Consider the following 20,722-nt stretch of genomic DNA (forward strand, 5'->3'; position numbering starts at 1 on the left):
GCTATTAAAGTTAAGAAAAAGTTTTCAGAAAAGAAGGTTAAAAATAGGCGCGGAGTTGTATGCTGCCGTTGTGGATGGCCTGACTGGTTTCGCTTTTCCTTCCCTGATAGGTTACATTAACATCCAAGTATTGCGTTATGTTTTTCTGAACCAGTAAGCGCCAGGTAAGATTCTGTCCGGGTTGTAGTCCTTCGAGCATCTGGAAAGCTACGGGAGAAAGCGGATTCCCTTCATATTGATTCTCATAAAACGAAAATTCACCGTTAATTGTAAATTGCTTTTGACCGGAATACGTGAAAGAAGTGCCCAAACGCTGCTGATTCAGGTTTTCGGCATTGCCAATTTTATTTTCTTTTTGTTGATATTCGTAGAAGATATCCCAACTCGCATTTTTTGAAAAAAGATAAGAAATTTTAGGACCTACCATGAATCCTTCGATTCTGTAGTTGCGGCTCGCATAATTTTCCGTGGTGGTTTCTGAAAACAGCGTTTTACCATTTATATCAAACAGCCAGCTTTTTTTGAGTAAGTGCTGATACTGTAGCTGATGGGAGCGATTTTTATTTTCAATACTTCCGGATGATAGCAGGTTTCGGTTACGTGCCGTAAGGAATGTATAGGTTACCGAATGATTTTGCTTTCCGCGGTTGTAGAATAAATTGTTGCGAAATGTTGAATTCAGCCCTAATAAATCGTTATCGCTTCCGGAAAACGGATTCAAATCGAAATTATCACCCTGACGCAAAATTTTACGATCCATTAAAATTGAAGTTTGGTTGTAAAAATGGGACAATATTTTTTTGAAACCAGTCTCATTTTGCCATTGGATGGGATTCAGTATGATCGATTCCGAAAACCGGTTCTGATGCGTTTTAACAAAAATCTGATTCGGCAGAAATACCCGTACATATTTCGCCTGATCCGGAAACTGTGCAACTTCAAATTCCTGTAATTCCTGAATGCCGTTTCCGTTGTAATCGTTCCACATATAGATACCACGTCCCGGTTCTACTTCCAGATAGGTGAATTCCTGCTGGGCTATGGTACCCGATGAAGTTTCAAAAGCCGTGGTAGTTTGAATTAATTGGTTGAAAAAACGATCGTTGTACAGCAAACGCGAATTTAGTGAAGGTTCGTCCGGTCTGTTCTGGTCTTCAAATGTAAGGTTTCGGTAATTTACAAATAAGGACAAATCGCTTTTATCATTCTGAATCAGTTTCGATTTTAGATAATAGGAATGTGAAGTGTTTACTTTTTGAAGCATACCGTTTTGCAAACTGTCGTTAACGCGGTGCAGATAACCTAATTCTGCATACACTTTTGTGCTGTCACCTCTTCCGATAAAAGCGCCGTATTCTTTATATCGCTGGCTTAAAGCCGAAAATTCATTGGTGGATTTGATTTTTTCTTCGTTATCTTCCAATCGGAAACTACCGCCTACCCAATTCTTTTTGAAATGGTATTTGGCCCTAGTCTGGCTTCGGACAAAACGCGATTTGGCATAATCACCATCACTGTTTAAGGCGCTGGAATTGTTGGAAAACACCCAGTTGTTCAGTTTGAAAGTACCGTCCAATATATGACGCGTTCCCGAAAAACTCTCCGAGAAATCCAGTTTTTCCAGTTGGTATTTGGCAAAGCCTTTACCCGGCAATTCGAAATTCACCCCGGACACCAGTAGGCTTTGGTCGCCCAGCGGATTGTTTAAGTTCCAGTCGCGGTTGAATTCGATCGTAAACAAACGTTCAATAGTGCGGAAATCTTTTTTGATGAGCTGGTAGTTGGCAAAACCATCGATGTTCCATGTTCCGGTAAATAAGCGTTGTTTGGCATTGATTTTAGAAGCGATGCCTTTGTTGTTGTTATCGTCCGTCGAAGAAAAAAGGTTGAGGTCGTTGTTACTCATCCCAATCTCAAAATCGATATTTGTTTTTTCGTTGGGGTTATAGCGGCCCAAAATTGTGGCGATTTGGATTTTGGTGGGCGGAATCAAACGGGTAATCGGTTCATAGTTCCCTTGCGGGATACCCGAGACAGGAGCGACATATTCATAAATCTTTCCAATAGCCTGATTGCTTGCCAAGATGTAATTTCCCTGATTGTTGCCCACCAATAAAAATTTGACATTGAATAAAGTATCCTCCGGGTTGTTCGAATATTCAAAGACTTCCACACCACCGACCAGTATTTTTTTGTAGAGGATTTTATTTTCAGAATAACTGTCTTGGTAGGCAGAAGGCGCCGTCATCAAATCCGGATCGTCACCGGCCTGAGTTAAAATCTGGGCTTGTTCCGGAGAAAGATTTTGTTGAAGGGGCTGGTTTTTGACATCGTTTTCAGAATAGACAAAGCCCCCAATACTCCAGGTTTCCTGCTGATGTGTTACACCGCCATACGTTACAAAACGCGTATAGTTGCGGTCAGAATATTGATATTCCACGTTGATACGCATTTCGGAAGTAATCGGAAACAGCGAAGTAAAACGGATTTCCCCGGCATTGTAATCGATGATATAATCATTGTTTTCCCCTCGTTCCAAAAGGATTCCGTTCACATAGACGCGTTCGGAACCTGAAATCACTAATACGAACAACTCGCCATTGGGTCCTTTCAGTTTATAAGGTCCTTGGTTGCCTTCCTGCCCGATAAAGGTGCTTCGGGCATATTGACCGCGCACGATGGCCCCGGCTGCAAAGACATCGGTTTTGTTTTCTGGTTTTCCGAAGGTGAAATGCGTGGACAAACCCTGTACTTTTTTGTTGAAATTCAGAAAGCGCGATTGTCGGTTTTCCAGAAATAAATCCCCGGCTCGGATGTTCCATTTCTCGGAGAACAATTCCACGAAAATCTGATCGAATTCATCCAGTTTCTGGGAATAGCCGCCTTCCTGTAAGGGAATGTTGCTGTCCTGAAGTGACGCCCTCAAGCTTACTTTTTCGGATATTTTTCCGGTAATCTGTAAATCCAGATTGGAATTTACCACCGTATTCTGATTGTTGCCGACCGTTACTCCGCGGGTAATGCTTCCGGAAGTCGACAAACCGTCAAAAGGCTTGAAAGTGGTAATCGGTTCGCGGGAAACCTGATAGAGATTCCGTCCGGCTTCGTTGCTCACCACACGACTTTGATCGTAAATGCTGTATTTTTTGGTGAGGTACTGCGGCAGTTTTAAGTATTGAACGGTAAGGGTATCGGTGGTTTGAAAATTGTTTTTGAAGTTAAGGACGCCTTTCTGAAAATCGACTTTGTAAAAAGCGGTGTCGATTGCTGTTCCGGTTGGGTCTGTCAGTTTAAAAAATTCTTTGTTGATGCTGACCGAATCGATCGAAACAATAGTATCGGAAACCGTAATTTTTTTGGAATGGTACAGCTGATTGTTGTCCTGAGCCCAAACCCCTGAAACAAAACAAAGTGCGAACAAAAAAAGGACCTTTTTCAGCATATCTTACTAACTCCGAAAACTCAAAAGTAGTGTAATTAATCGAGATTTTTTAGGCAGATTACAGTAGGGTCAGCAGATAGCCTGCCAAAGAGCCACCCAAAACCACCCAAACACTATTGATTTTTCGGAATCCAAAGGCAATTGTTAGGCTTAAAAGCATGATGACAGTCGTTTTCCAATCTGTAACGGATTCTTTGCCCATCGTGAAGCAAATGGCAACAATCAAGGCGACAGAAGCCACGTTTACCGCATCCAGAAAGGCGGCAAAAAGTTGGGAATCGCGCATCTTTTTCACCAAAGGATTCAATACTGCCACAAAAATAAAGGAGGGTAGAAAAATCCCGATGGTCGACACCAAAGCGCCCATGCCGCCGTTCATTTGATAGCCGATAAACGTTACCGAGGAAAAAACCGGACCGGGTGTGAATTGCCCAACGGCTATGGCATCAATCAGAGTTTGTCTTGGCAATAAACCGGTTTGCACGAGTTCCGCATCCAAAAAAGCAAACAGCACATAACCGCTGCCGTATAAAATCGAACCGATTTTCAGAAAAATCAAAAAGAGTTTGGAATTACTCACAGTTGCAATACTTAACGGTAAAAGCGTATGCATCTGATTACGGTTCGTTTGAAAATATTTCAGTAGTAACGCTAAAAAACCAAATCCGAAAAGGATGAGGATTTCGTTCGCGCCTAAAAAGGAAGCGGTTAAAGCCAAAATTCCGATGACAATCAAAAGATTAGATTTTAAAGAAGTTTTGGCCAGAGGATAAATCGCCGAAAGGATAATAGCAATAATAGCCGGTTTAATACCGTAAATAAAAGGTTGTATTTCGGGAAGTTGTCCGTAATTTTTATACAGATAAGCAAATCCCAACGTGATAAAAACGGCTGGTAGTATAAAACATAACCCGGCAATAAGTAATCCTTTCCAGCCGCCTCTTTCTTTGCCCAAATGAATGGCGAGTTCGGTGCTGTTCGGTCCGGGAATTAAATTGGTGGCGCCCACCAAATCGAGAAAATGGTTGTCGGTCATCCAATTGCGTTTTTGGACTACTTCGTCCCGCATCATGGCGATGTGTGCAGCCGGTCCGCCGAAAGCAACTAGGCCCAGTTTCAGGAACAGTTTACCGATGTCTTTCAGCGTACCTTGTTGCATCTTTATTCTTTGGTTACAATTTGCATCGTTTCACGGCTCATTTGTTTGACCAAAACGGATTTGTCTTTTTCTACCATTTTAATGGCTTTTTCGGTGAAATGACGAATGGTGTACAGCGACACGTTTTCGTTATAGGAGATTTTGAATTTCTTTGCCAACACGTTTTTTAAATCGTTGAAATGGTTGAATTTATCTTCAATGCATACCGAAAAACTAATCGCCGAATTCTGGATTAAACTCACTTTCATCTTGTATTTGTGCAACAACGCAAAAATCTCACTGATGTTTTCTTCCATGATAAACGAAAAATCAATGGAGGAAAGCGACAACAACAACTGGTTTTTCTTCACGATAAAACACGACGTTTCCGGCTCCAAATGTGCGCCTTTGGAAACGCTTGTTCCTGGCAATAACGGATTTACAAACGATTTTACATACAACGGAATCTCTTTGCTTTGCAACGGTTGTAAGGTTTTTGGGTGAATTACCGAGGCCCCGTAAAAGGCCAGCTCAATCGCTTCGCGATACGAAATCTGGTTTAGTAAGGTGGTGTTTTCAAAATAGCGCGGATCGGCATTTAAAACTCCAGGTACGTCTTTCCAAATCGTTACGCTTTCCGCATTCAAACAATACGCGAAAATGGCAGCGGTATAATCGGAACCTTCACGGCCTAAAGTAGTAGTAAAACCGTTTTCATCCGAACCTAAGAAACCTTGGGTGATGTTAAGGACTTTCTTTTTGATGTTTTTGGTGATGGTTTTCTGCGTCGCTTCCCAATCTACGATGGCATCACGGTAAGTGTTGTCGGTTTTGATGAGGTTGCGCACGTCTACCCAGGTGTTTTTTAATCCCACATGATTGAAATAATAGCTCAAAATGGTAGTCGAGATGATTTCCCCCATGCTTACAATCTGATCGTACACGAAATTGTAATTTGGAGATTTATTGCCGGCTAAGAAATTTTCCAAATCGGTGAAGTGTTTGTTAACGGCAGCTAATACAAGGTGTTTTTCGTCGTCGAACAAATCCAGTAAAATCTGATTGTGGTACTTCTTGACTTCCTGAATGGAGGCCTTCAGTTCGGCAGATTTTTCAAAATAGTTCTTGATTACCACTTCCAGGGCGTTGGTGGTTTTTCCCATAGCGGAAACTACCAGTAACACATCTTCGTGGCCTACTTGCTGTAAAACGCTGTACACGTTACGGATTCCATCGGCATCTTTAACAGACGCTCCTCCAAATTTGAAAATTCTCATGTTGTTTAAAATGTCAAAACCGTTATTTGGGTTTTGAGGGTTATCGATTGTTTAAAAAAGTAATCAGTCCTTCTTCGGTCATTTGTACTACGCGCCAGTCGTCTAAAATTTTAGCACCGGATTTTTCATAGAAATCGATGGCATTTTGGTTCCAATCCAAGACATTCCATTCGATTCTTCGCACGCTGTCGGCTTTGCCCTGTTTCATGATTTCGGTATACAAGGCCATGCCCAAACCGGTACCGCGCATCTTTTCTTTTACAATTAAATCTTCCAAGTGAATGGTTTTGCCTTTCCAAGTGGAATAACGGTAGTAGTAAAGCGCCATGCCGACAATCTGACCCTCGGTTTCTGCAATAAAAGTGTGAAATAAAGGATTGCTGCCAAAACCATCGCGGATTAAATCTTCAACCGTTACTACTACGGCTTCGGGTTCTTTTTCGAAAACTGCCAATTCGCGAATCAAATCGAGAACGGCAGGCATATCTTCTGGTGTCCCTTTACGGATGTGCATAGTTTATTTTTTCTTTTTCTTAGTTGTTTTTTTAGCGGCGGGTTTTGCGGTTTGTTTTACGTAGGGTTTATACAATCCGTCTTTTTCGGCTCTTGCTTTGGCTTCGGCGGCTCTTGCTTTAGCTTCCGGGTGGGAGCTTAACATTTTTTCGATGAATGACGCTTCTTTTCCTTCGCTTTGCTTTGCCAATATGTTAAAGGCGGATTCCACAGCGTTAACGTTATACTTGTTGCGCTTCATAAAGTCGTATGAATACGTGTCCGCTTCGGATTCCTGTTTTCGGCTGTGACGACTGTCAATCATGGCGTTTCCGATTTTCCCCAACTGGCTGTCTGTTACCGCGGCCACTTTATCGGATTGGGAAGAAACAGCGTCTACCAAGGCTTCTTTTTTATAGGCTTCTTTGATGGCGTCTCGGGTATCGTGATTGGCCACGTGACCGATTTCATGACCGATTACTGCCAAAAGTTCGTTGTCGTCCATGATGTCCATCAATCCGGAATATACACGAACGCTACCATCGGCACAAGCAAAAGCATTTACTTCTTTCAGTTTGTATACCTTGAAGTTAAGGGTTAAGCCGTTTTCGTTAGTGTGTTTTCCAAAGACTTTTTTCAAACGGATGGTATAGGGGTCTTTATCGTCGGCTACAGGGTTTTCTTTGTCCATTTTGGCTACAGCTTCTTTGGCAAGATTGGCTGCATCGGAATCGCTAAAAGTAAAACCGGTTACGCCTTTTTGTACAGCGCCCAAGGCTCTTTCACCAAGGTTGATTTGTGCATTAACGGTTGAAATGCCTAATGTGGCAAGCGATAAAGTTAAAAATAAAGTGCTTTTTTTCATTTTGCTGAATTTTGATTCAAAGATAAAATAACTTTACTTGAGATTTCCTTTTTGATGGCGATTTTCTCTATCAGATTTAGTGAAAATCAAAAATTAAGCATAATATTTGCATACGAATAAACAACACAGGAATAATGGAGCAACGCAATAAGACTTTAGGGGAATTTATTATTGAAAAACAGGAGGAATTTAGGTATTCTTCCGGGGAATTGTCCCGTATTATCAATGCTATACGTTTGGCAGCCAAAGTAGTGAGCTATAAGGTGAATAAAGCCGGTTTGGTGGATATTGTCGGTGCGGCCGGAGAGCAGAATGTGCAAGGTGAAGACCAACAAAAATTGGACGTTTATGCCAACGAAGTTTTTATTCAGACGTTGATCAACCGTGAAATTGTTTGTGGAATTGCTTCCGAAGAAAATGATGATTTTATTGCCGTACACGGGAAAGACGGCGCCGATAATAATAAGTATGTGGTGCTGATGGATCCTTTGGATGGTTCTTCCAATATTGATGTAAATGTGTCGGTGGGTACTATCTTTTCGGTGTACCGAAGAGTAACGCCGGTGGGTACTCCGGTTACTTTGGAAGATTTTTTGCAACCCGGTGATCAGCAGGTGGCTGCGGGTTATGTAATCTACGGAACTTCTACCATGTTAGTATACACAACAGGACATGGCGTGAATGGTTTTACGCTAAACCCGGCTATCGGAACCTTCTATCTGTCGCATCCAAACATGCAATACAGTGCTGACGGTAAGATTTATTCGGTAAACGAAGGGAATTATATTCATTTTCCGCAAGGGGTGAAAGATTATATCAAATATTGCCAGCTGGAAGAAGGCGATCGTCCGTACACGTCCCGTTATATTGGTAGTTTGGTGTCCGATTTTCACCGTAACATGATTAAAGGCGGCGTTTATCTGTATCCGACCAGTTCCAAAGCCCCTAATGGGAAACTGCGATTGCTGTACGAATGCAATCCGATGGCATTCATCGCCGAACAGGCCGGAGGGAAAGCCTCTGACGGTTACGGAAGAATCATGGAAATCAAACCGACGGAATTGCACCAACGCGTTCCTTTTTTCTGTGGCAGCAAGAATATGGTGGCCAAAGCAGAAGAATTTATGGCAAAATATAAGTAACAAAAAACTCCCGATCGGGAGTTTTTTTATTTGTTCATATGCTGCATTTCATAAATAAAGGTATCCAGATCGACGTGAAGAATCAGCAGGGAAAGCGCTTTTTCCACGATGAGGCTTACATTGGCCGGAGTAAACCCTAAAGCAAGTACGAATTTGCTTAGAATTTCCTTTTGTTTGGGGCCTAATACCTGATCGACATACACCATTCGGGACAAATCATACAAGCGTTCCAGGCGCTGGATGTACAATGAAGGAGCATTAATGGGGTATTTTAAAGGATTCTCTAAGATTTCCTCATATTCGTCTGGGGAGATTTCCAATTGGAAGGCAAGTTTGTCCAAAAATAGTTTTTCTTCCGGACTTAAATCACCATCGGCAATGGCTACCCGAACAATGGCGGAAAAATGGCCTTTGTTGCGGGTTTTGAATTCGCTGTCGTATAAATCTAATAATGACATGATTGGGATGTTTTGACTAACTCAAATTTACGATTTTTCTTCTTTTGTTGGAATCAATTCCGTCTGAAAAATCGTTTATAGGCTAAAAAATCAGTTCATTCTTTCTTTGTGAATTCGCGTGTTGCGTTGCAATGGATATGAAAAAATGATAAGCTTTTCTTAACGAAAATCATCCGTTAGCAAAATAAATTGTAAGTTTGAGATCCCAATCTGAAAAACAAGTGTAATGTCGGAGTTTCTTACGTATTTCAATATCGGTCTGCGTCATGTGTTGGACATCAATGCATACGATCATGTGTTGTTTTTAATTGCTTTGGTAACACCTTATGCCTTTAAAGATTGGAAACGCGTGCTAATTTTAGTGTCGCTTTTTACTTTAGGGCATACCTTGTCGTTGTTGCTTTCCGTTTATGGGGTTGTCATCATACAGGCAAGTCTGATTGAATTCCTGATTCCGATTACGATTCTGGTAACGGCTTTGTTTCATTTGTTTACCGCAGGAAAATCGGGAAAAAACGAGAGTATCACTTTTGTGGCCTTGGTAACTTTGTTTTTTGGGATTATTCATGGCCTTGGTTTTTCAAATTATTTTAAAACCATTTTGCCGGGAAGTGCTTCCGATAAATTGCTTCCCTTGTTGGAGTTTGCCTTAGGAATTGAAGCTGCTCAAATTATAGTGGTAATCATCGTATTGCTGCTTTCCTATATTGTTCAGACATTTTTTAGATTTTCCAAACGCGACTGGACCTTGGTTATATCCGCTTTTGTAGTAGGCGTGGTATTGCCGATGATTATTCAAAGCGAGATTTGGAACCGATAGCGGCATGAAAGAAAAAAAGAAATCGAAATACGATAAAGCCTATCTGCGCATTGCCAAGGAATGGGGGCAATTGTCCTATTGCAAACGCAAGCAAGTTGGCGCGATAATTGTAAAAGACAGAATGATCATTTCTGATGGGTACAACGGTACGCCGTCAGGGTTTGAGAATTGCTGTGAAGACGAGGAAGGGTATACGAAATGGTATGTGCTTCATGCCGAAGCCAATGCAATTTCCAAAGTGGCACGTTCTACACAGTCGTGTGAAAATGCAACGTTGTACATCACGCTTTCCCCTTGTAAGGAATGTAGTAAGCTGATTCATCAGTCAGGTATTAAACGGGTGGTGTATTTTGAAGGGTATAAAGACGATTCCGGTTTGGATTTTTTAAGAAAAGCAGGTGTTGAAGTGGATCATATCACCGATTTGAATTAACTTTATTCGGGAGAATAATCGCTTGACAGAAAGGATTTTGCATGAAAATTAAGAGAATATATTTGCCGATTATCATTGCCACTGCTGTAGCGGTGGGTGTGCTTATTGGGGGATATCTGAATTTTTCGGGACCACGCCCCGGTTTTTCTGCCAATTCAAATAGAAGCAAGCTGAACAAACTTATCGAATTAATTGAAAGCGAATATGTTGATGATGTTAATTCCGACTCCATCGTTGATTTAACGGTAAACGGAATTTTGGAAAAATTGGATCCGCATTCCGTATATATTGCCAAGAATGAAATGGAACAGGTGGCGCAGAGTATGAAAGGCGATTTTGTGGGCATCGGCGTCAATTTCTACATGTACAAAGATTCGGTAGCCATTATCAAGCCTATTGCTAACGGGCCATCCGAAAAAGCCGGATTGAAAGCGGGTGATCGCATTCTGTTTGCCGGTAATACAAAGCTTTTTGGTCGAAAGCTGCCCACAGACAGTCTGTTTTCTAAGCTAAAAGGTGAAGAAGGTTCCGAAGTAAATCTTACTATTTACCGAAAATCAGAAAACAAAAAATTCAAAGTCAATGTAACCCGAGATATTGTACCGATTAAGAGCGTTGATATTGCCACCATGCTGAATAAGAGCACCGGATACATCAAAATTAATCGCTTTGCCGAAACTACGTATAAAGAGTTTAAAAAAGGCTTGTTGGAATTAAAACGTTTGGGCATGACCGAACTCATTGTCGATGTACGTGAAAACGGAGGCGGTTACATGGAAATGGCAGCTCAAATCGCGGATGAATTCCTGAAAAACAAAGACGTCATCGTCAAGACTAAAAATAAAAAAGGTAAAATCGAAACCACTTATGCTACCGATGAAGGGAACTTCGAGAATGGTAAACTCTATATTTTGATCAATGAAAATTCGGCTTCGGCGAGTGAAATTCTGGCAGGCGCGATTCAGGATAACGACAGAGGAACCGTGGTAGGAAGACGTTCCTTTGGGAAAGGCCTAGTACAAAAAGAAATGCCACTTGGTGATGGTTCCGCAGTGCGATTAACGGTAGCTCGTTATTATACACCTTCCGGACGATCCATTCAAAAGCCTTACGATCACGGAAATGATGAATATTTCAGCGATTTTGAAAAGCGATTCATCAATGGAGAACTTTTTGCAGCCGACAGTATCAAAGTAGCCGACAGTTTGAAATTTAAAACAAAAAAAGGCAGAATCGTTTACGGCGGTGGTGGAATTATTCCCGATGTTTTTGTGGCAATCGAAGGCAGTCACGGCGACGAAGCGCTTTCCCTGCTGATGCAGTCCGGCATTGCGAGTTATTTCGTTTTTGAGCAATTGGATAAGAGCCGAAGTGCATTTCAAAACCTTACTTTTTCACAAGTTTTGGACAAACTGAATAAAACCGATTTGTATTTCAATAATTTCAAAGCCTATATTTCCAATAGCGGCTTGATTTTAAATCTTGACGGTAATAAAGAAAGAGTGAAACGCTATATGGCCGCAGAATTTGTCAGACAGCTTTTTGATGAAAACAAATATTTTCAAATCGTGTTGAAAGAAGATGCGATGGTGAAAAAGGTCTTGGTGAAGCAATAGAAGTTAAAATTGAAAATTTCTGAAACTGGCCACTGATCATTCGTCACCGAACAATGATTGCTATTTCCTAATGCTGTCGTGCGAATGTGTTTCCGTGCCATCATTCCATAAAACCAAAATATCAGTAGCTACTGCGGCGCCACTTCCGGCTGCGATGGAAAGTTGGCTGCGATGCCCGGCCAAAGTGCCACAAACATAAATGCCTTCGGTTACTTTATGATCGTTGTTTTTAAGCTGGATTCGGTTTTTCTCCGGTAAAGATTTTTGATGAGGTGTTACATACTGCATCAGTCCGTCAATTGCAAAAAGATTGGACGAACCAATACCTACCACAATTATTTTTGAAGTATAGGTGTTTTTGTTGGTGGTAATGGTAAAGTTTCCGTTTTCCCCACTGATGCTAATTACTTTTTCATTTTCGATTTGCTGAATATGCGGGTAAATTTCAGAAAGATGGCTTGTGCTTTCGGTTAGAAGTTCTGCACCCAATTTTCCGTTGGGAATTCCATACGCGTTGTAAAAAATGGCATCCTGAAGGGAAGATGCTTTTTGGTGTGCAATAACCCCGATTTTTTTATCGGCAGCAAACGTTTTTTTGTGGGCGGATCCTAAAATCAAAGCGCAGGAAATCCCTGAAACGCCACCGCCAATAATGAGGACATCGAACATTTATAATAAGCGATTAGGGGTTAGTGGTATAGTTAAATGTAATAAGCAGGAAACTGTGAACGAATGTTGTGACGGACTGCTTTTTACGGACAACTAACTATTCCTTGGTTTTTTCATCGATAATTTTCGACATTCGAAAAATCAACAGTATGCATACCGCACAAAGGGAAGCGGCAATCCCAATTAAGGCTACCATGCTGTTTCCTTCAAAAAGATTGTTGAAATCCAACAGTGTAATGTTAAAAATAATAAGACCCAGGGCTAGGGCAATCAAAATATAGGTAAAAACTTTCATCTCTTTAATTTTATTTGTTATAGGCATTCGATGCGGCTCGCTTGAAAAACAACTTCATAGGCAAAGAAAACTGTAACAGCTTTTATCATCTCCATTTAGATTTATTGAAATAAGGTGTAAAACTACTAAAATTGGGTTTAAACAAATAGACCTTTAACATTAGCTGCGAATAATTTAACAGCAATTGCTAATAGTACTACGCCAAATACTTTTCGTATAACGCCCAAGCCATTTTTGCCTAACGCTTTTTCAATTTTTGAAGAAGATTTCAGTACGATGTATACGATAATAATGTTGATAAGAATCGCTACAACAATGTTGATGCTCTGGTATTGTGCGCGTAGGGATAGTAAGGTGGTCATGGTTCCTGCACCCGCAATCAAAGGAAAGGCAAGTGGAACGATGGAAGCTGTGCTAGGTTCTTCGTCTTTATATAATGTGATGCCTAGAATCATTTCCAAAGCCAAAAAGAAAAGGATGAACGAACCCGCTACAGCAAACGATTTAACATCAACCCCCATAAATTTCAGAATTTCTTCCCCCACAAAAAGAAAGGTAATCATGATAATCCCTGAAACCACTGAGGCTTTCTCGGATTGAATGTGGCCGACCTTGCTTCTCAAATCCACGATAATCGGGATGGTTCCCACAATGTCGATTACCGCGAAAAGTACCATTCCAACCGTTAAAATTTCTTTTACATCCAATTCCATAGCGAGTTGTTTTGTTTGTGAGGTTGCAAAATTATTGGTTTTATTACGAAGTTAGCTAATAAATCGTTAATTTCTAACATTTGCGGGATTCTGGGTGGAATCTTCGTAACTTTGCTCCGGAAATTTAGCGTAAAAAATATGTTTCAGTTAGGGAAAACCATAGTGTCGGAGGAGATTTTAGAAAAGGAGTTTGTGTGCAATTTGTCGGCCTGCAAAGGAGCCTGTTGTGTGGACGGAGATGCCGGTGCACCACTATCGGAAGAGGAAACAAAAATTTTAGCGGATATTTTTCCTAAAATAAAACCGTTTTTACGCCCGGAAGGGATTGCAGCTATCGAAGCACAAGGGACTTCGGTTATCGGTGAAGACGGAGAGTTTGAAACGACTTTAATTGACGGAGCGGATTGCGCTTACGTTATTTTCGACGGCCCAACCGCGCTTTGCGGTATCGAGCAGGCCTATAACCAAGGGATTGTGGATTGGAAAAAACCAATTTCCTGCCATTTGTACCCGATTCGCGTTAAGGAGTATTCTGAATTTTCGGCCGTGAACTATCATAAATGGCACATATGTGACGATGCTTGTTCACTTGGAAAAGAATTAGAAGTTCCGGTGTATAAATTTCTGAAAGAATCGCTTACCAGAAAGTTTGGTTCCGAATGGTATTCTGAATTGGAAAAAGTTGCAGCAGAGTACAAAAAATAGCTTCGGTTTTTTACTTTTTTAAAGTGGCTTTAAGCCGATGTTTTACTGCGGTTCAGATAGAATTTGTAAGATTTTATTTATTTGTAAAATATTGATTTCCAAGTATTTGGCAACATAAAATTTTATTGACAAGAAAATCTTCATTGTTAAAAACTCGGTCAAATTGTGAATAAGTTTGACTTTCTTTTTACAATACAAATGACAATCTTTGTAAACCCCAATCTAGTTAAATAATCATTTTTTTAATCGTATAAAAGTCAGCATACTATGTCAGTAGTCGAGCCTATATTGCAGGATAACAAAGACCGATTTGTAATTTTCCCGATCAAACACCATGACATTTGGGAATGGTATAAAAAATCGCAAGCCAGTTTCTGGACTGCGGAAGAAATTGATTTGCATCAGGATTTGACCGACTGGAACAGTAAGTTGAATGATGATGAGAAATATTTTATCAAACACATTTTGGCATTTTTCGCCGCTTCAGACGGAATTGTGAACGAAAACCTTGCGGAGAATTTCGTAAACGAAGTGCAATATCCGGAGGCGAAGTTTTTCTACGGTTTCCAGATCATGATGGAAAACATCCACAGCGAAACGTATTCGTTGTTGATTGATACCTATGTGAAAAACGAAGAAGAGAAAAACCAGTTGTTCCATGCTATTGAAGTGTTTCCGGCAATTCGAAAAAAAGCCGATTGGGCCTTAAAATGGATCGAGTCCGATTCGTTTGCAGAGCGGCTAATTGCGTTTGCAGCGGTGGAAGGAATCTTCTTCTCCGGAGCATTCTGTTCGATCTTCTGGTTAAAAAAACGCGGTTTGATGCCGGGCTTAACGTTCTCTAACGAATTGATTTCCCGTGACGAAGGTGTTCACTGTGATTTTGCGGTGCATTTACACAATAATCATTTGGTAAATAAAGTTTCTAAAGAACGTATTACTGATATTATTACCGATGCGTTAACTATTGAAAGAGAGTTTATCACCGAATCGTTACCAGTGAGTTTGATCGGAATGAACGCGGGATTAATGACGCAATACTTAGAATTCGTAGCGGATCGCTTATTAGTGGAGTTAGGGTGTTCAAAAGTGTACAACTCGAACAATCCTTTCGATTTCATGGACATGATCTCGTTGCAAGGGAAAACGAATTTCTTCGAGAAGCGCGTTTCGGAATACCAAAAAGCAGGCGTTTTGAATAAAGACACCGATTCGCAAAAAATCAGTTTCGACGCTGATTTTTAATCGAAGACAAACCAGACAATTCACGGCCAATGGCCAACATTATATAAACTAACCTTCAAAACAGTAACACTATGTATGTAGTAAAAAGAGACGGAAGAAGAGAGCCGGTTATGTTCGATAAGATCACCGACCGCGTGAGAATTTTATGCTACGGATTAAACGATTTGGTTGATCCGGTAAAAGTAGCCATGCGTGTTATTGAAGGTTTGTACGATGGAGTAACTACTTCAGAGTTGGACAACTTAGCAGCGGAAACAGCAGCTTCCATGACGGTAACCCACCCGGATTATGCGCAATTGGCAGCTCGTATAGCAGTTTCCAATTTGCATAAAAATACCAAAAAATCCTTCTCGGAAACCATGTCGGATATGTTCCATTACGTGAATCCGAGAACAGGGCAGGAATCTCCTTTGTTGTCGGAAGAAGTGTATCAGGCAATCATGGACAACGCGGAAATTTTGGATTCTTCCATCATATACAACCGCGATTTCAACTACGATTATTTCGGGTTTAAAACTTTAGAACGTTCCTATTTGTTGCGCATTAACGGGCAAATTGTTGAACGCCCGCAACATATGTTGATGCGTGTTTCGGTGGGGATTCACTTAAACGATATTCCGGCAGCCATTGAAACGTATGAGCTTATGTCGAAGAAATTCTTCACGCATGCAACACCAACGCTTTTCAACGCGGGAACACCAAAACCGCAAATGTCTTCTTGTTTCTTATTAACGATGCAGGATGACAGTATTGATGGAATTTATGATACGTTGAAGCAAACTGCTAAAATCTCGCAATCGGCGGGAGGAATCGGCTTGTCTATCCATAACGTAAGAGCAACCGGATCATACATCCGTGGAACGAACGGAACGTCGAACGGAATTGTACCGATGTTGCGTGTATTCAACGACACGGCGCGTTATGTGGATCAAGGAGGCGGTAAACGTAAAGGAAGTTTTGCGATTTACATCGAGCCTTGGCATGCTGATATTTTCGATTTTCTGGATTTGAAGAAAAACCACGGAAAAGAAGAAATGCGTGCCCGTGATTTGTTCTTTGCCATGTGGATGAACGATTTGTTTATGAAACGCGTACAGGACGACGCACACTGGACGTTAATGTGTCCGAACGAGTGTCCGGGCTTATACGATGTGTATGGTGATGAGTTCGACGCGATGTACATTAAATACGAAGAAGCCGGAAAAGGAAGAAAAACCATCAAAGCGCGTGAGCTTTGGGAAAAAATATTAGAGTCGCAAATTGAGACCGGAACGCCATACATGTTGTATAAAGACGCGGCGAACCGTAAATCGAACCAGAAAAATTTAGGAACCATTCGTTCTTCGAATTTGTGTACGGAGATTTTAGAGTATACGTCTGCCGATGAAATTGCGGTGTGTAACTTAGCGTCGATTTCGTTGCCAATGTTCGTGGAAAACGGTCAGTTCAACCATCAGTTGTTACATGATGTAACCAAACGTGTTACCCGTAACCTGAACAAAGTAATTGATCGCAACTACTATCCGGTAAAAGAAGCGGAAAACTCCAACATGCGTCACCGTCCGGTAGGATTAGGCGTGCAAGGTTTGGCTGATGCGTTCATCTTATTGAGAATGCCGTTTACGTCGGATGAAGCTAAAAAATTAAACCAGGAAATCTTCGAAACCATTTATTTTGCGGCAGTTACTGCTTCCATGGAAATGGCAAAAGAAGAAGGGCCTTATTCAACTTTCCAAGGCTCGCCGATTTCTCAAGGAGAATTCCAGTACAACCTTTGGGGTATGAATGACAGCGATTTGAGTGGTCGTTGGGATTGGGCATCGCTTCGTAAAGAAGTAATGGCTAACGGAGTGCGTAACTCGTTGTTGATGGCACCGATGCCGACTGCTTCGACTTCGCAAATCTTAGGAAACAATGAGGCGTTTGAACCGTATACATCCAATATTTACACTCGTCGTGTATTGTCCGGAGAATTTATCGTGGTGAATAAACACTTGTTGCATGATTTAGTGAGTTTAGGTTTGTGGAATGAGAGTCTGAAGCAGGAAATCATGCGTGCCAACGGTTCGATTCAGGATATTGACGGTATCCCGCAAGATATCAAAGAATTGTACCGAACAGTTTGGGAAATGAGTATGAAGGATATTATCGATATGTCCCGTCACAGAGGCTACTTCATCGATCAGTCGCAATCGTTAAACTTGTTTATGGAAGGGGCAACGTTCTCTAAATTAACTTCAATGCATTTCTATGCATGGCAATCCGGATTGAAAACAGGTATGTACTACCTGAGAACGAAATCAGCCGTAGATGCTATTAAGTTTACCTTGAGCAACGATAAAAAATCCGAACCAATCGCTGTAGCCGCTGAAGTAGCGAACGAAAATCAGGAGATGACTCCGGATGAATTTCGTGCCATGCTTGAGCGTTCTAAAAACGCAGGCCCGGAAGATTGCGAAATGTGCGGGTCATAATAAAAGAATTTGATTTGTATTAATAGAGTGAAAGCAGCTGTCAGTAATGATGGCTGTTTTTGTTTTATAATAAATCGATAAGGTCTTCGTACCTTTGTAATTCAAAAAATAAAAGTATGGCAAAAGACAAGAAAAAAGGGGTGTATACAGGCATTATCGAAAAAGATGAAAACGGAAACTTTTTCTGTGGCGAATATTTGTTAGACTATCAGTATACGGTAGCGAATTTCAAAGTGGGTGATGAGGTGAACATCAAATCGGTAATCGAAAACCCAAGTGATAAAAGTTACGACCAATATCCGAAGAAATCCCGTAATTTCTTTTTGGCTAATGATAAAGAATAAGTAATTTTCTGCATTTAAATCCTATTCCTTGAGTACCTTATATTTTACCGACCGAAGCACCATCAATTTGGAAGATGTGGTTTTTAACGAAGCCGTTTCCAAACAAATCAACCAGTTTCTCAAAGAATATCAGTTTCGGGAAGTGTTGGAAAAATACGATTTGCCCGTAATCAATAAAATGCTGTTGTATGGGAAGACCGGTTGCGGTAAAACCATGACGGCCAAAGCGATTGCCAAAAAACTCGATAAGAAAATCATCATTGTGAATTTGGCGAGTATTGTATCTTCGAAATTAGGAGAAACGGCAAAAAACATCGAAGGTTTATTTAAAGAAGTGAATTACGAAAGCGCGGTTCTGTTTTTTGATGAATTTGATTCCCTCGGGCAAATCCGTGATTATGACAACAAAGACAACAGCGAAATGAAACGGGTGGTGAATGCCATTTTGCAACTCATCGATCATTTTCCGAAGAAATCCATATTGATTGCCGCCACCAATCAGATTCAGATGATCGACGAGGCCTTAGTGCGCCGTTTTGAACTGAAACTGGAATTTACGTTGCCTTCTAAAGAAGTGCTTGATAAGTATTATGATGTGCTTCTGGCAAAATATCCGTCAGAATTCACGAAATTGGAGCGTGTTTACGAAGTTTCCTTTGCCGAAGCCAAAAATCACGTTTTTAAGGAGGTGAAAAATAATATTATTCAGGCCGAAATCAATAAATTACACTGATGATGCAATTGGTTCGAACAACTTCCGATCATTCGGATTTTAAATATCTCACGCAATTATTCGATACTTTTTTAATCGATATTGATGGTGATGAGAAAGACTTTTTTGCCCAATACAACCAGATTTACCTCCAAAATGTGGTGCTTTGCTATGAGAATGATGTTGCCATTGGTTGTGGCGCTCTTAAAGCATACGATTCTCAAACCGGTGAAATTAAACGGATGTTTGTACATCCGGAGCACCGTAAAAAAGGTGTGGCAAACAGTGTTTTACAGGAATTGGAAAAATGGGCTGTCGAATTACAATTTAATTTCTGTATTTTGGAAACTTCCCAGAAACTGGAAAACGCCATTGCCTTGTATAAGAAATTCGGATACCGGTCCATACCCAATTACGGGCAATACATTGGTGTGGAAAGTAGTGTCTGTATGAAGAAAGAACTAAAATAAAGCTATACCCTATGATGAATTGGGAACAACTCTTATCCTTAAAACGACAAGGTGATACCAGCAAACGTTTGCGAAAAGAACAGGACGATACCCGATTAGGGTTTGAAGTGGATTATGACCGAATCATTTTTTCTTCTGCTTTCCGAAGTCTGCAGGACAAAACGCAGGTAATCCCACTTTCCAAAACCGATTTTGTGCACACACGGCTAACGCATAGTCTGGAAGTTTCCGTAGTGGGACGTTCTTTGGGGCGTTTGGTTGGAAAGAAAATTTTAGAGAAATATCCGTATCTGAAAGAGGTGCACGGTTATCATATGAACGATTTCGGAGCGATTGTGGCTGCGGCAGCTTTAGCGCACGATATCGGGAATCCGCCGTTTGGGCATTCCGGTGAAAAAGCAATCGGGGAATATTTCAAAACCGGAAACGGACAACAGTATAAAGAACAGCTTTCTGATAAAGAATGGCAGGATTTAATTGATTTTGAGGGGAATGCCAATGGTTTTTCGGTGGTAACCAGTTCCCGCCCCGGTGTGGAAGGTAGTTTGCGTTTGACCTATGCAACACTTGGTGCTTTTATGAAGTACCCGAAAGAAAGTCTGCCCAAAAAGCCGACTCCAAATATTGCGGATAAAAAATACGGCTTCTTTCAGCAGGATAAAGCATTTTTTAAAGAGGTGGCCAAAGAATTAGGGATGCTTTCGAATAAAACCGGGGAGGATATCGGTTTTGAACGCCATCCGTTAGCTTTTTTAGTGGAAGCCGCCGATGATATTTGTTATACAATTATCGATTTCGAAGATGGTATCAACTTAGGGTTGATTCAGGAAGAATTCGCATTGGAATACATGATTAAGCTTGTAAAAAACAGCATTGATTCCGATAAATACAAATCCCTCACCACCAAAGAAGACCGCATTAGTTATTTGCGTGCCTTGGCTATCGGAAGTTTGATTAACGATGCGGTGAATGTGTTTCTGGAAAATGAAGAAGCTATTTTAAAAGGGCAGTTCCATGCGGCATTAACCGACAAGAGCCAGTTTAAAGCACAGATGAACGATATCATCAAAATAAGTGTCAAAAATATTTACCAAAGCAAGGAGGTAATTGAAAAAGAAGTAGTAGGTTATCAGGTGATTAATACTCTTCTGGATAAGTTTTGTACGGCTTATAATAACAAGTTTGAAGGAAAGCCAAGTAATTATGATCTGTTGATTTTAAAGTTGTTGCCGGAGAAATTTGTTACGGAGAAAATGAGTTTGTATGAGCGTTTAATGCACATTTGTCACTTTATTTCGCTTCTTACAGACGGAAAGGCACTTCAATTATTTAAAATTATTCAGGGAATTAGTTGAAAAAATTGTTATTATTTTGTTAATTCAATTAAAAGGTTAATTTTGTGGTACTTAACT

Annotated in this window: 20 protein-coding genes; 11 read left to right on the plus strand and 9 right to left on the minus strand. The window is 40.7% G+C overall.

Annotation, left to right across the window (positions count from 1 at the left end; all coding sequences use genetic code 11):
- Window positions 1-37: 37 nt before the first annotated feature.
- The 5 genes from ABGT15_RS00210 to ABGT15_RS00230 are packed head-to-tail and all read right to left on the minus strand — an operon-like array spanning window position 38 to window position 7,214.
- The gene (locus tag ABGT15_RS00210; RefSeq protein WP_367229408.1) at window positions 38-3,442 is read right to left on the minus strand and encodes a hypothetical protein; all 3,405 of its coding nucleotides are present in this window, start codon (window positions 3,440-3,442) and stop codon (window positions 38-40) included.
- A 58-nt stretch (window positions 3,443-3,500) separates the two neighbouring features.
- Window positions 3,501-4,601 carry a chromate efflux transporter gene (gene chrA / locus ABGT15_RS00215; protein WP_367229409.1) on the minus strand — a complete coding sequence of 367 codons (1,101 nt, stop codon included), beginning with the start codon at window positions 4,599-4,601 and terminating at the stop codon, window positions 3,501-3,503.
- Between the two features lie 2 nt (window positions 4,602-4,603).
- The gene (locus ABGT15_RS00220) at window positions 4,604-5,857 is read right to left on the minus strand and encodes an aspartate kinase (RefSeq protein ID WP_367229410.1); all 1,254 of its coding nucleotides are present in this window, start codon (window positions 5,855-5,857) and stop codon (window positions 4,604-4,606) included.
- A 40-nt stretch (window positions 5,858-5,897) separates the two neighbouring features.
- On the minus strand, window positions 5,898-6,371 hold the full coding sequence (locus ABGT15_RS00225) for a GNAT family N-acetyltransferase (protein ID WP_367229411.1): 474 nt from the start codon (window positions 6,369-6,371) through the stop codon (window positions 5,898-5,900).
- 3 nt (window positions 6,372-6,374) lie between these two features.
- Complete coding sequence (locus ABGT15_RS00230) at window positions 6,375-7,214, minus strand: M48 family metalloprotease (protein ID WP_367229412.1); 840 nt, start codon at window positions 7,212-7,214, stop codon at window positions 6,375-6,377.
- Between the two features lie 134 nt (window positions 7,215-7,348).
- Here ABGT15_RS00230 and fbp point away from each other — a divergent pair, with 134 nt between their 5' ends.
- Window positions 7,349-8,356: a class 1 fructose-bisphosphatase gene (fbp, locus tag ABGT15_RS00235; protein ID WP_367229413.1), complete on the plus strand. Its 1,008-nt coding sequence runs from the start codon at window positions 7,349-7,351 to the stop codon at window positions 8,354-8,356.
- A 26-nt stretch (window positions 8,357-8,382) separates the two neighbouring features.
- Here the strand turns inward: fbp and ABGT15_RS00240 are convergent, their stop codons facing one another.
- Entirely contained in the window at window positions 8,383-8,814 is a 432-nt protein-coding gene (locus ABGT15_RS00240; RefSeq protein ID WP_367229414.1) for a TerB family tellurite resistance protein, read from the minus strand.
- Between the two features lie 226 nt (window positions 8,815-9,040).
- Here ABGT15_RS00240 and ABGT15_RS00245 point away from each other — a divergent pair, with 226 nt between their 5' ends.
- The 3 genes from ABGT15_RS00245 to ABGT15_RS00255 are packed head-to-tail and all read left to right on the plus strand — an operon-like array spanning window position 9,041 to window position 11,683.
- Complete coding sequence (locus ABGT15_RS00245; RefSeq protein WP_367229415.1) at window positions 9,041-9,634, plus strand: HupE/UreJ family protein; 594 nt, start codon at window positions 9,041-9,043, stop codon at window positions 9,632-9,634.
- Between the two features lie 4 nt (window positions 9,635-9,638).
- Complete coding sequence (locus ABGT15_RS00250; protein ID WP_367229416.1) at window positions 9,639-10,067, plus strand: deoxycytidylate deaminase; 429 nt, start codon at window positions 9,639-9,641, stop codon at window positions 10,065-10,067.
- 41 nt (window positions 10,068-10,108) lie between these two features.
- A complete protein-coding gene (locus ABGT15_RS00255; protein ID WP_367229417.1) occupies window positions 10,109-11,683 on the plus strand; it encodes a S41 family peptidase in 1,575 nt (524 codons plus the stop codon).
- Window positions 11,684-11,743: 60 nt separating this feature from the next.
- Here the strand turns inward: ABGT15_RS00255 and ABGT15_RS00260 are convergent, their stop codons facing one another.
- The 3 genes from ABGT15_RS00260 to ABGT15_RS00270 all read right to left on the minus strand — a co-directional run bounded on the left by ABGT15_RS00260 (window position 11,744) and on the right by ABGT15_RS00270 (window position 13,360).
- Window positions 11,744-12,352, minus strand: a complete 609-nt coding sequence (locus tag ABGT15_RS00260; protein ID WP_367229418.1) for an FAD-dependent oxidoreductase — start codon at window positions 12,350-12,352, stop codon at window positions 11,744-11,746.
- A 97-nt stretch (window positions 12,353-12,449) separates the two neighbouring features.
- Window positions 12,450-12,647: a hypothetical protein gene (locus ABGT15_RS00265; RefSeq protein WP_367229419.1), complete on the minus strand. Its 198-nt coding sequence runs from the start codon at window positions 12,645-12,647 to the stop codon at window positions 12,450-12,452.
- 137 nt (window positions 12,648-12,784) lie between these two features.
- Window positions 12,785-13,360 (minus strand): MarC family protein, encoded by a 576-nt coding sequence (locus tag ABGT15_RS00270; RefSeq protein WP_367229420.1) that lies wholly within the window; start codon window positions 13,358-13,360, stop codon window positions 12,785-12,787.
- A gap of 138 nt (window positions 13,361-13,498) precedes the next feature.
- Here ABGT15_RS00270 and ABGT15_RS00275 point away from each other — a divergent pair, with 138 nt between their 5' ends.
- From ABGT15_RS00275 to ABGT15_RS00305, 7 genes are all read left to right on the plus strand, one after another.
- Window positions 13,499-14,065, plus strand: coding sequence for a DUF3109 family protein (locus tag ABGT15_RS00275; RefSeq protein ID WP_367229421.1), 567 nt, complete (start codon window positions 13,499-13,501; stop codon window positions 14,063-14,065).
- Between the two features lie 267 nt (window positions 14,066-14,332).
- Entirely contained in the window at window positions 14,333-15,310 is a 978-nt protein-coding gene (locus ABGT15_RS00280; protein ID WP_367229422.1) for a ribonucleotide-diphosphate reductase subunit beta, read from the plus strand.
- Window positions 15,311-15,381: 71 nt separating this feature from the next.
- A complete protein-coding gene (locus ABGT15_RS00285; RefSeq protein WP_367229423.1) occupies window positions 15,382-17,784 on the plus strand; it encodes a ribonucleoside-diphosphate reductase subunit alpha in 2,403 nt (800 codons plus the stop codon).
- Between the two features lie 116 nt (window positions 17,785-17,900).
- Window positions 17,901-18,128, plus strand: a complete 228-nt coding sequence (locus tag ABGT15_RS00290; protein ID WP_367229424.1) for a hypothetical protein — start codon at window positions 17,901-17,903, stop codon at window positions 18,126-18,128.
- A 28-nt stretch (window positions 18,129-18,156) separates the two neighbouring features.
- Window positions 18,157-18,861 carry an AAA family ATPase gene (locus ABGT15_RS00295; protein ID WP_367229425.1) on the plus strand — a complete coding sequence of 235 codons (705 nt, stop codon included), beginning with the start codon at window positions 18,157-18,159 and terminating at the stop codon, window positions 18,859-18,861.
- A complete protein-coding gene (locus tag ABGT15_RS00300; RefSeq protein ID WP_367229426.1) occupies window positions 18,861-19,310 on the plus strand; it encodes a GNAT family N-acetyltransferase in 450 nt (149 codons plus the stop codon). Before ABGT15_RS00295 ends, ABGT15_RS00300 begins: the two co-directional genes overlap by 1 nt.
- Window positions 19,311-19,324: 14 nt before the next feature.
- Window positions 19,325-20,665, plus strand: coding sequence for a deoxyguanosinetriphosphate triphosphohydrolase (locus ABGT15_RS00305; protein ID WP_367229865.1), 1,341 nt, complete (start codon window positions 19,325-19,327; stop codon window positions 20,663-20,665).
- Window positions 20,666-20,722 lie beyond the last annotated feature (57 nt).

It is taken from the genome of Flavobacterium enshiense (genome assembly GCF_040750275.1).
GTDB classification, from domain to species: Bacteria; Bacteroidota; Bacteroidia; order Flavobacteriales; family Flavobacteriaceae; genus Flavobacterium; species Flavobacterium enshiense_B.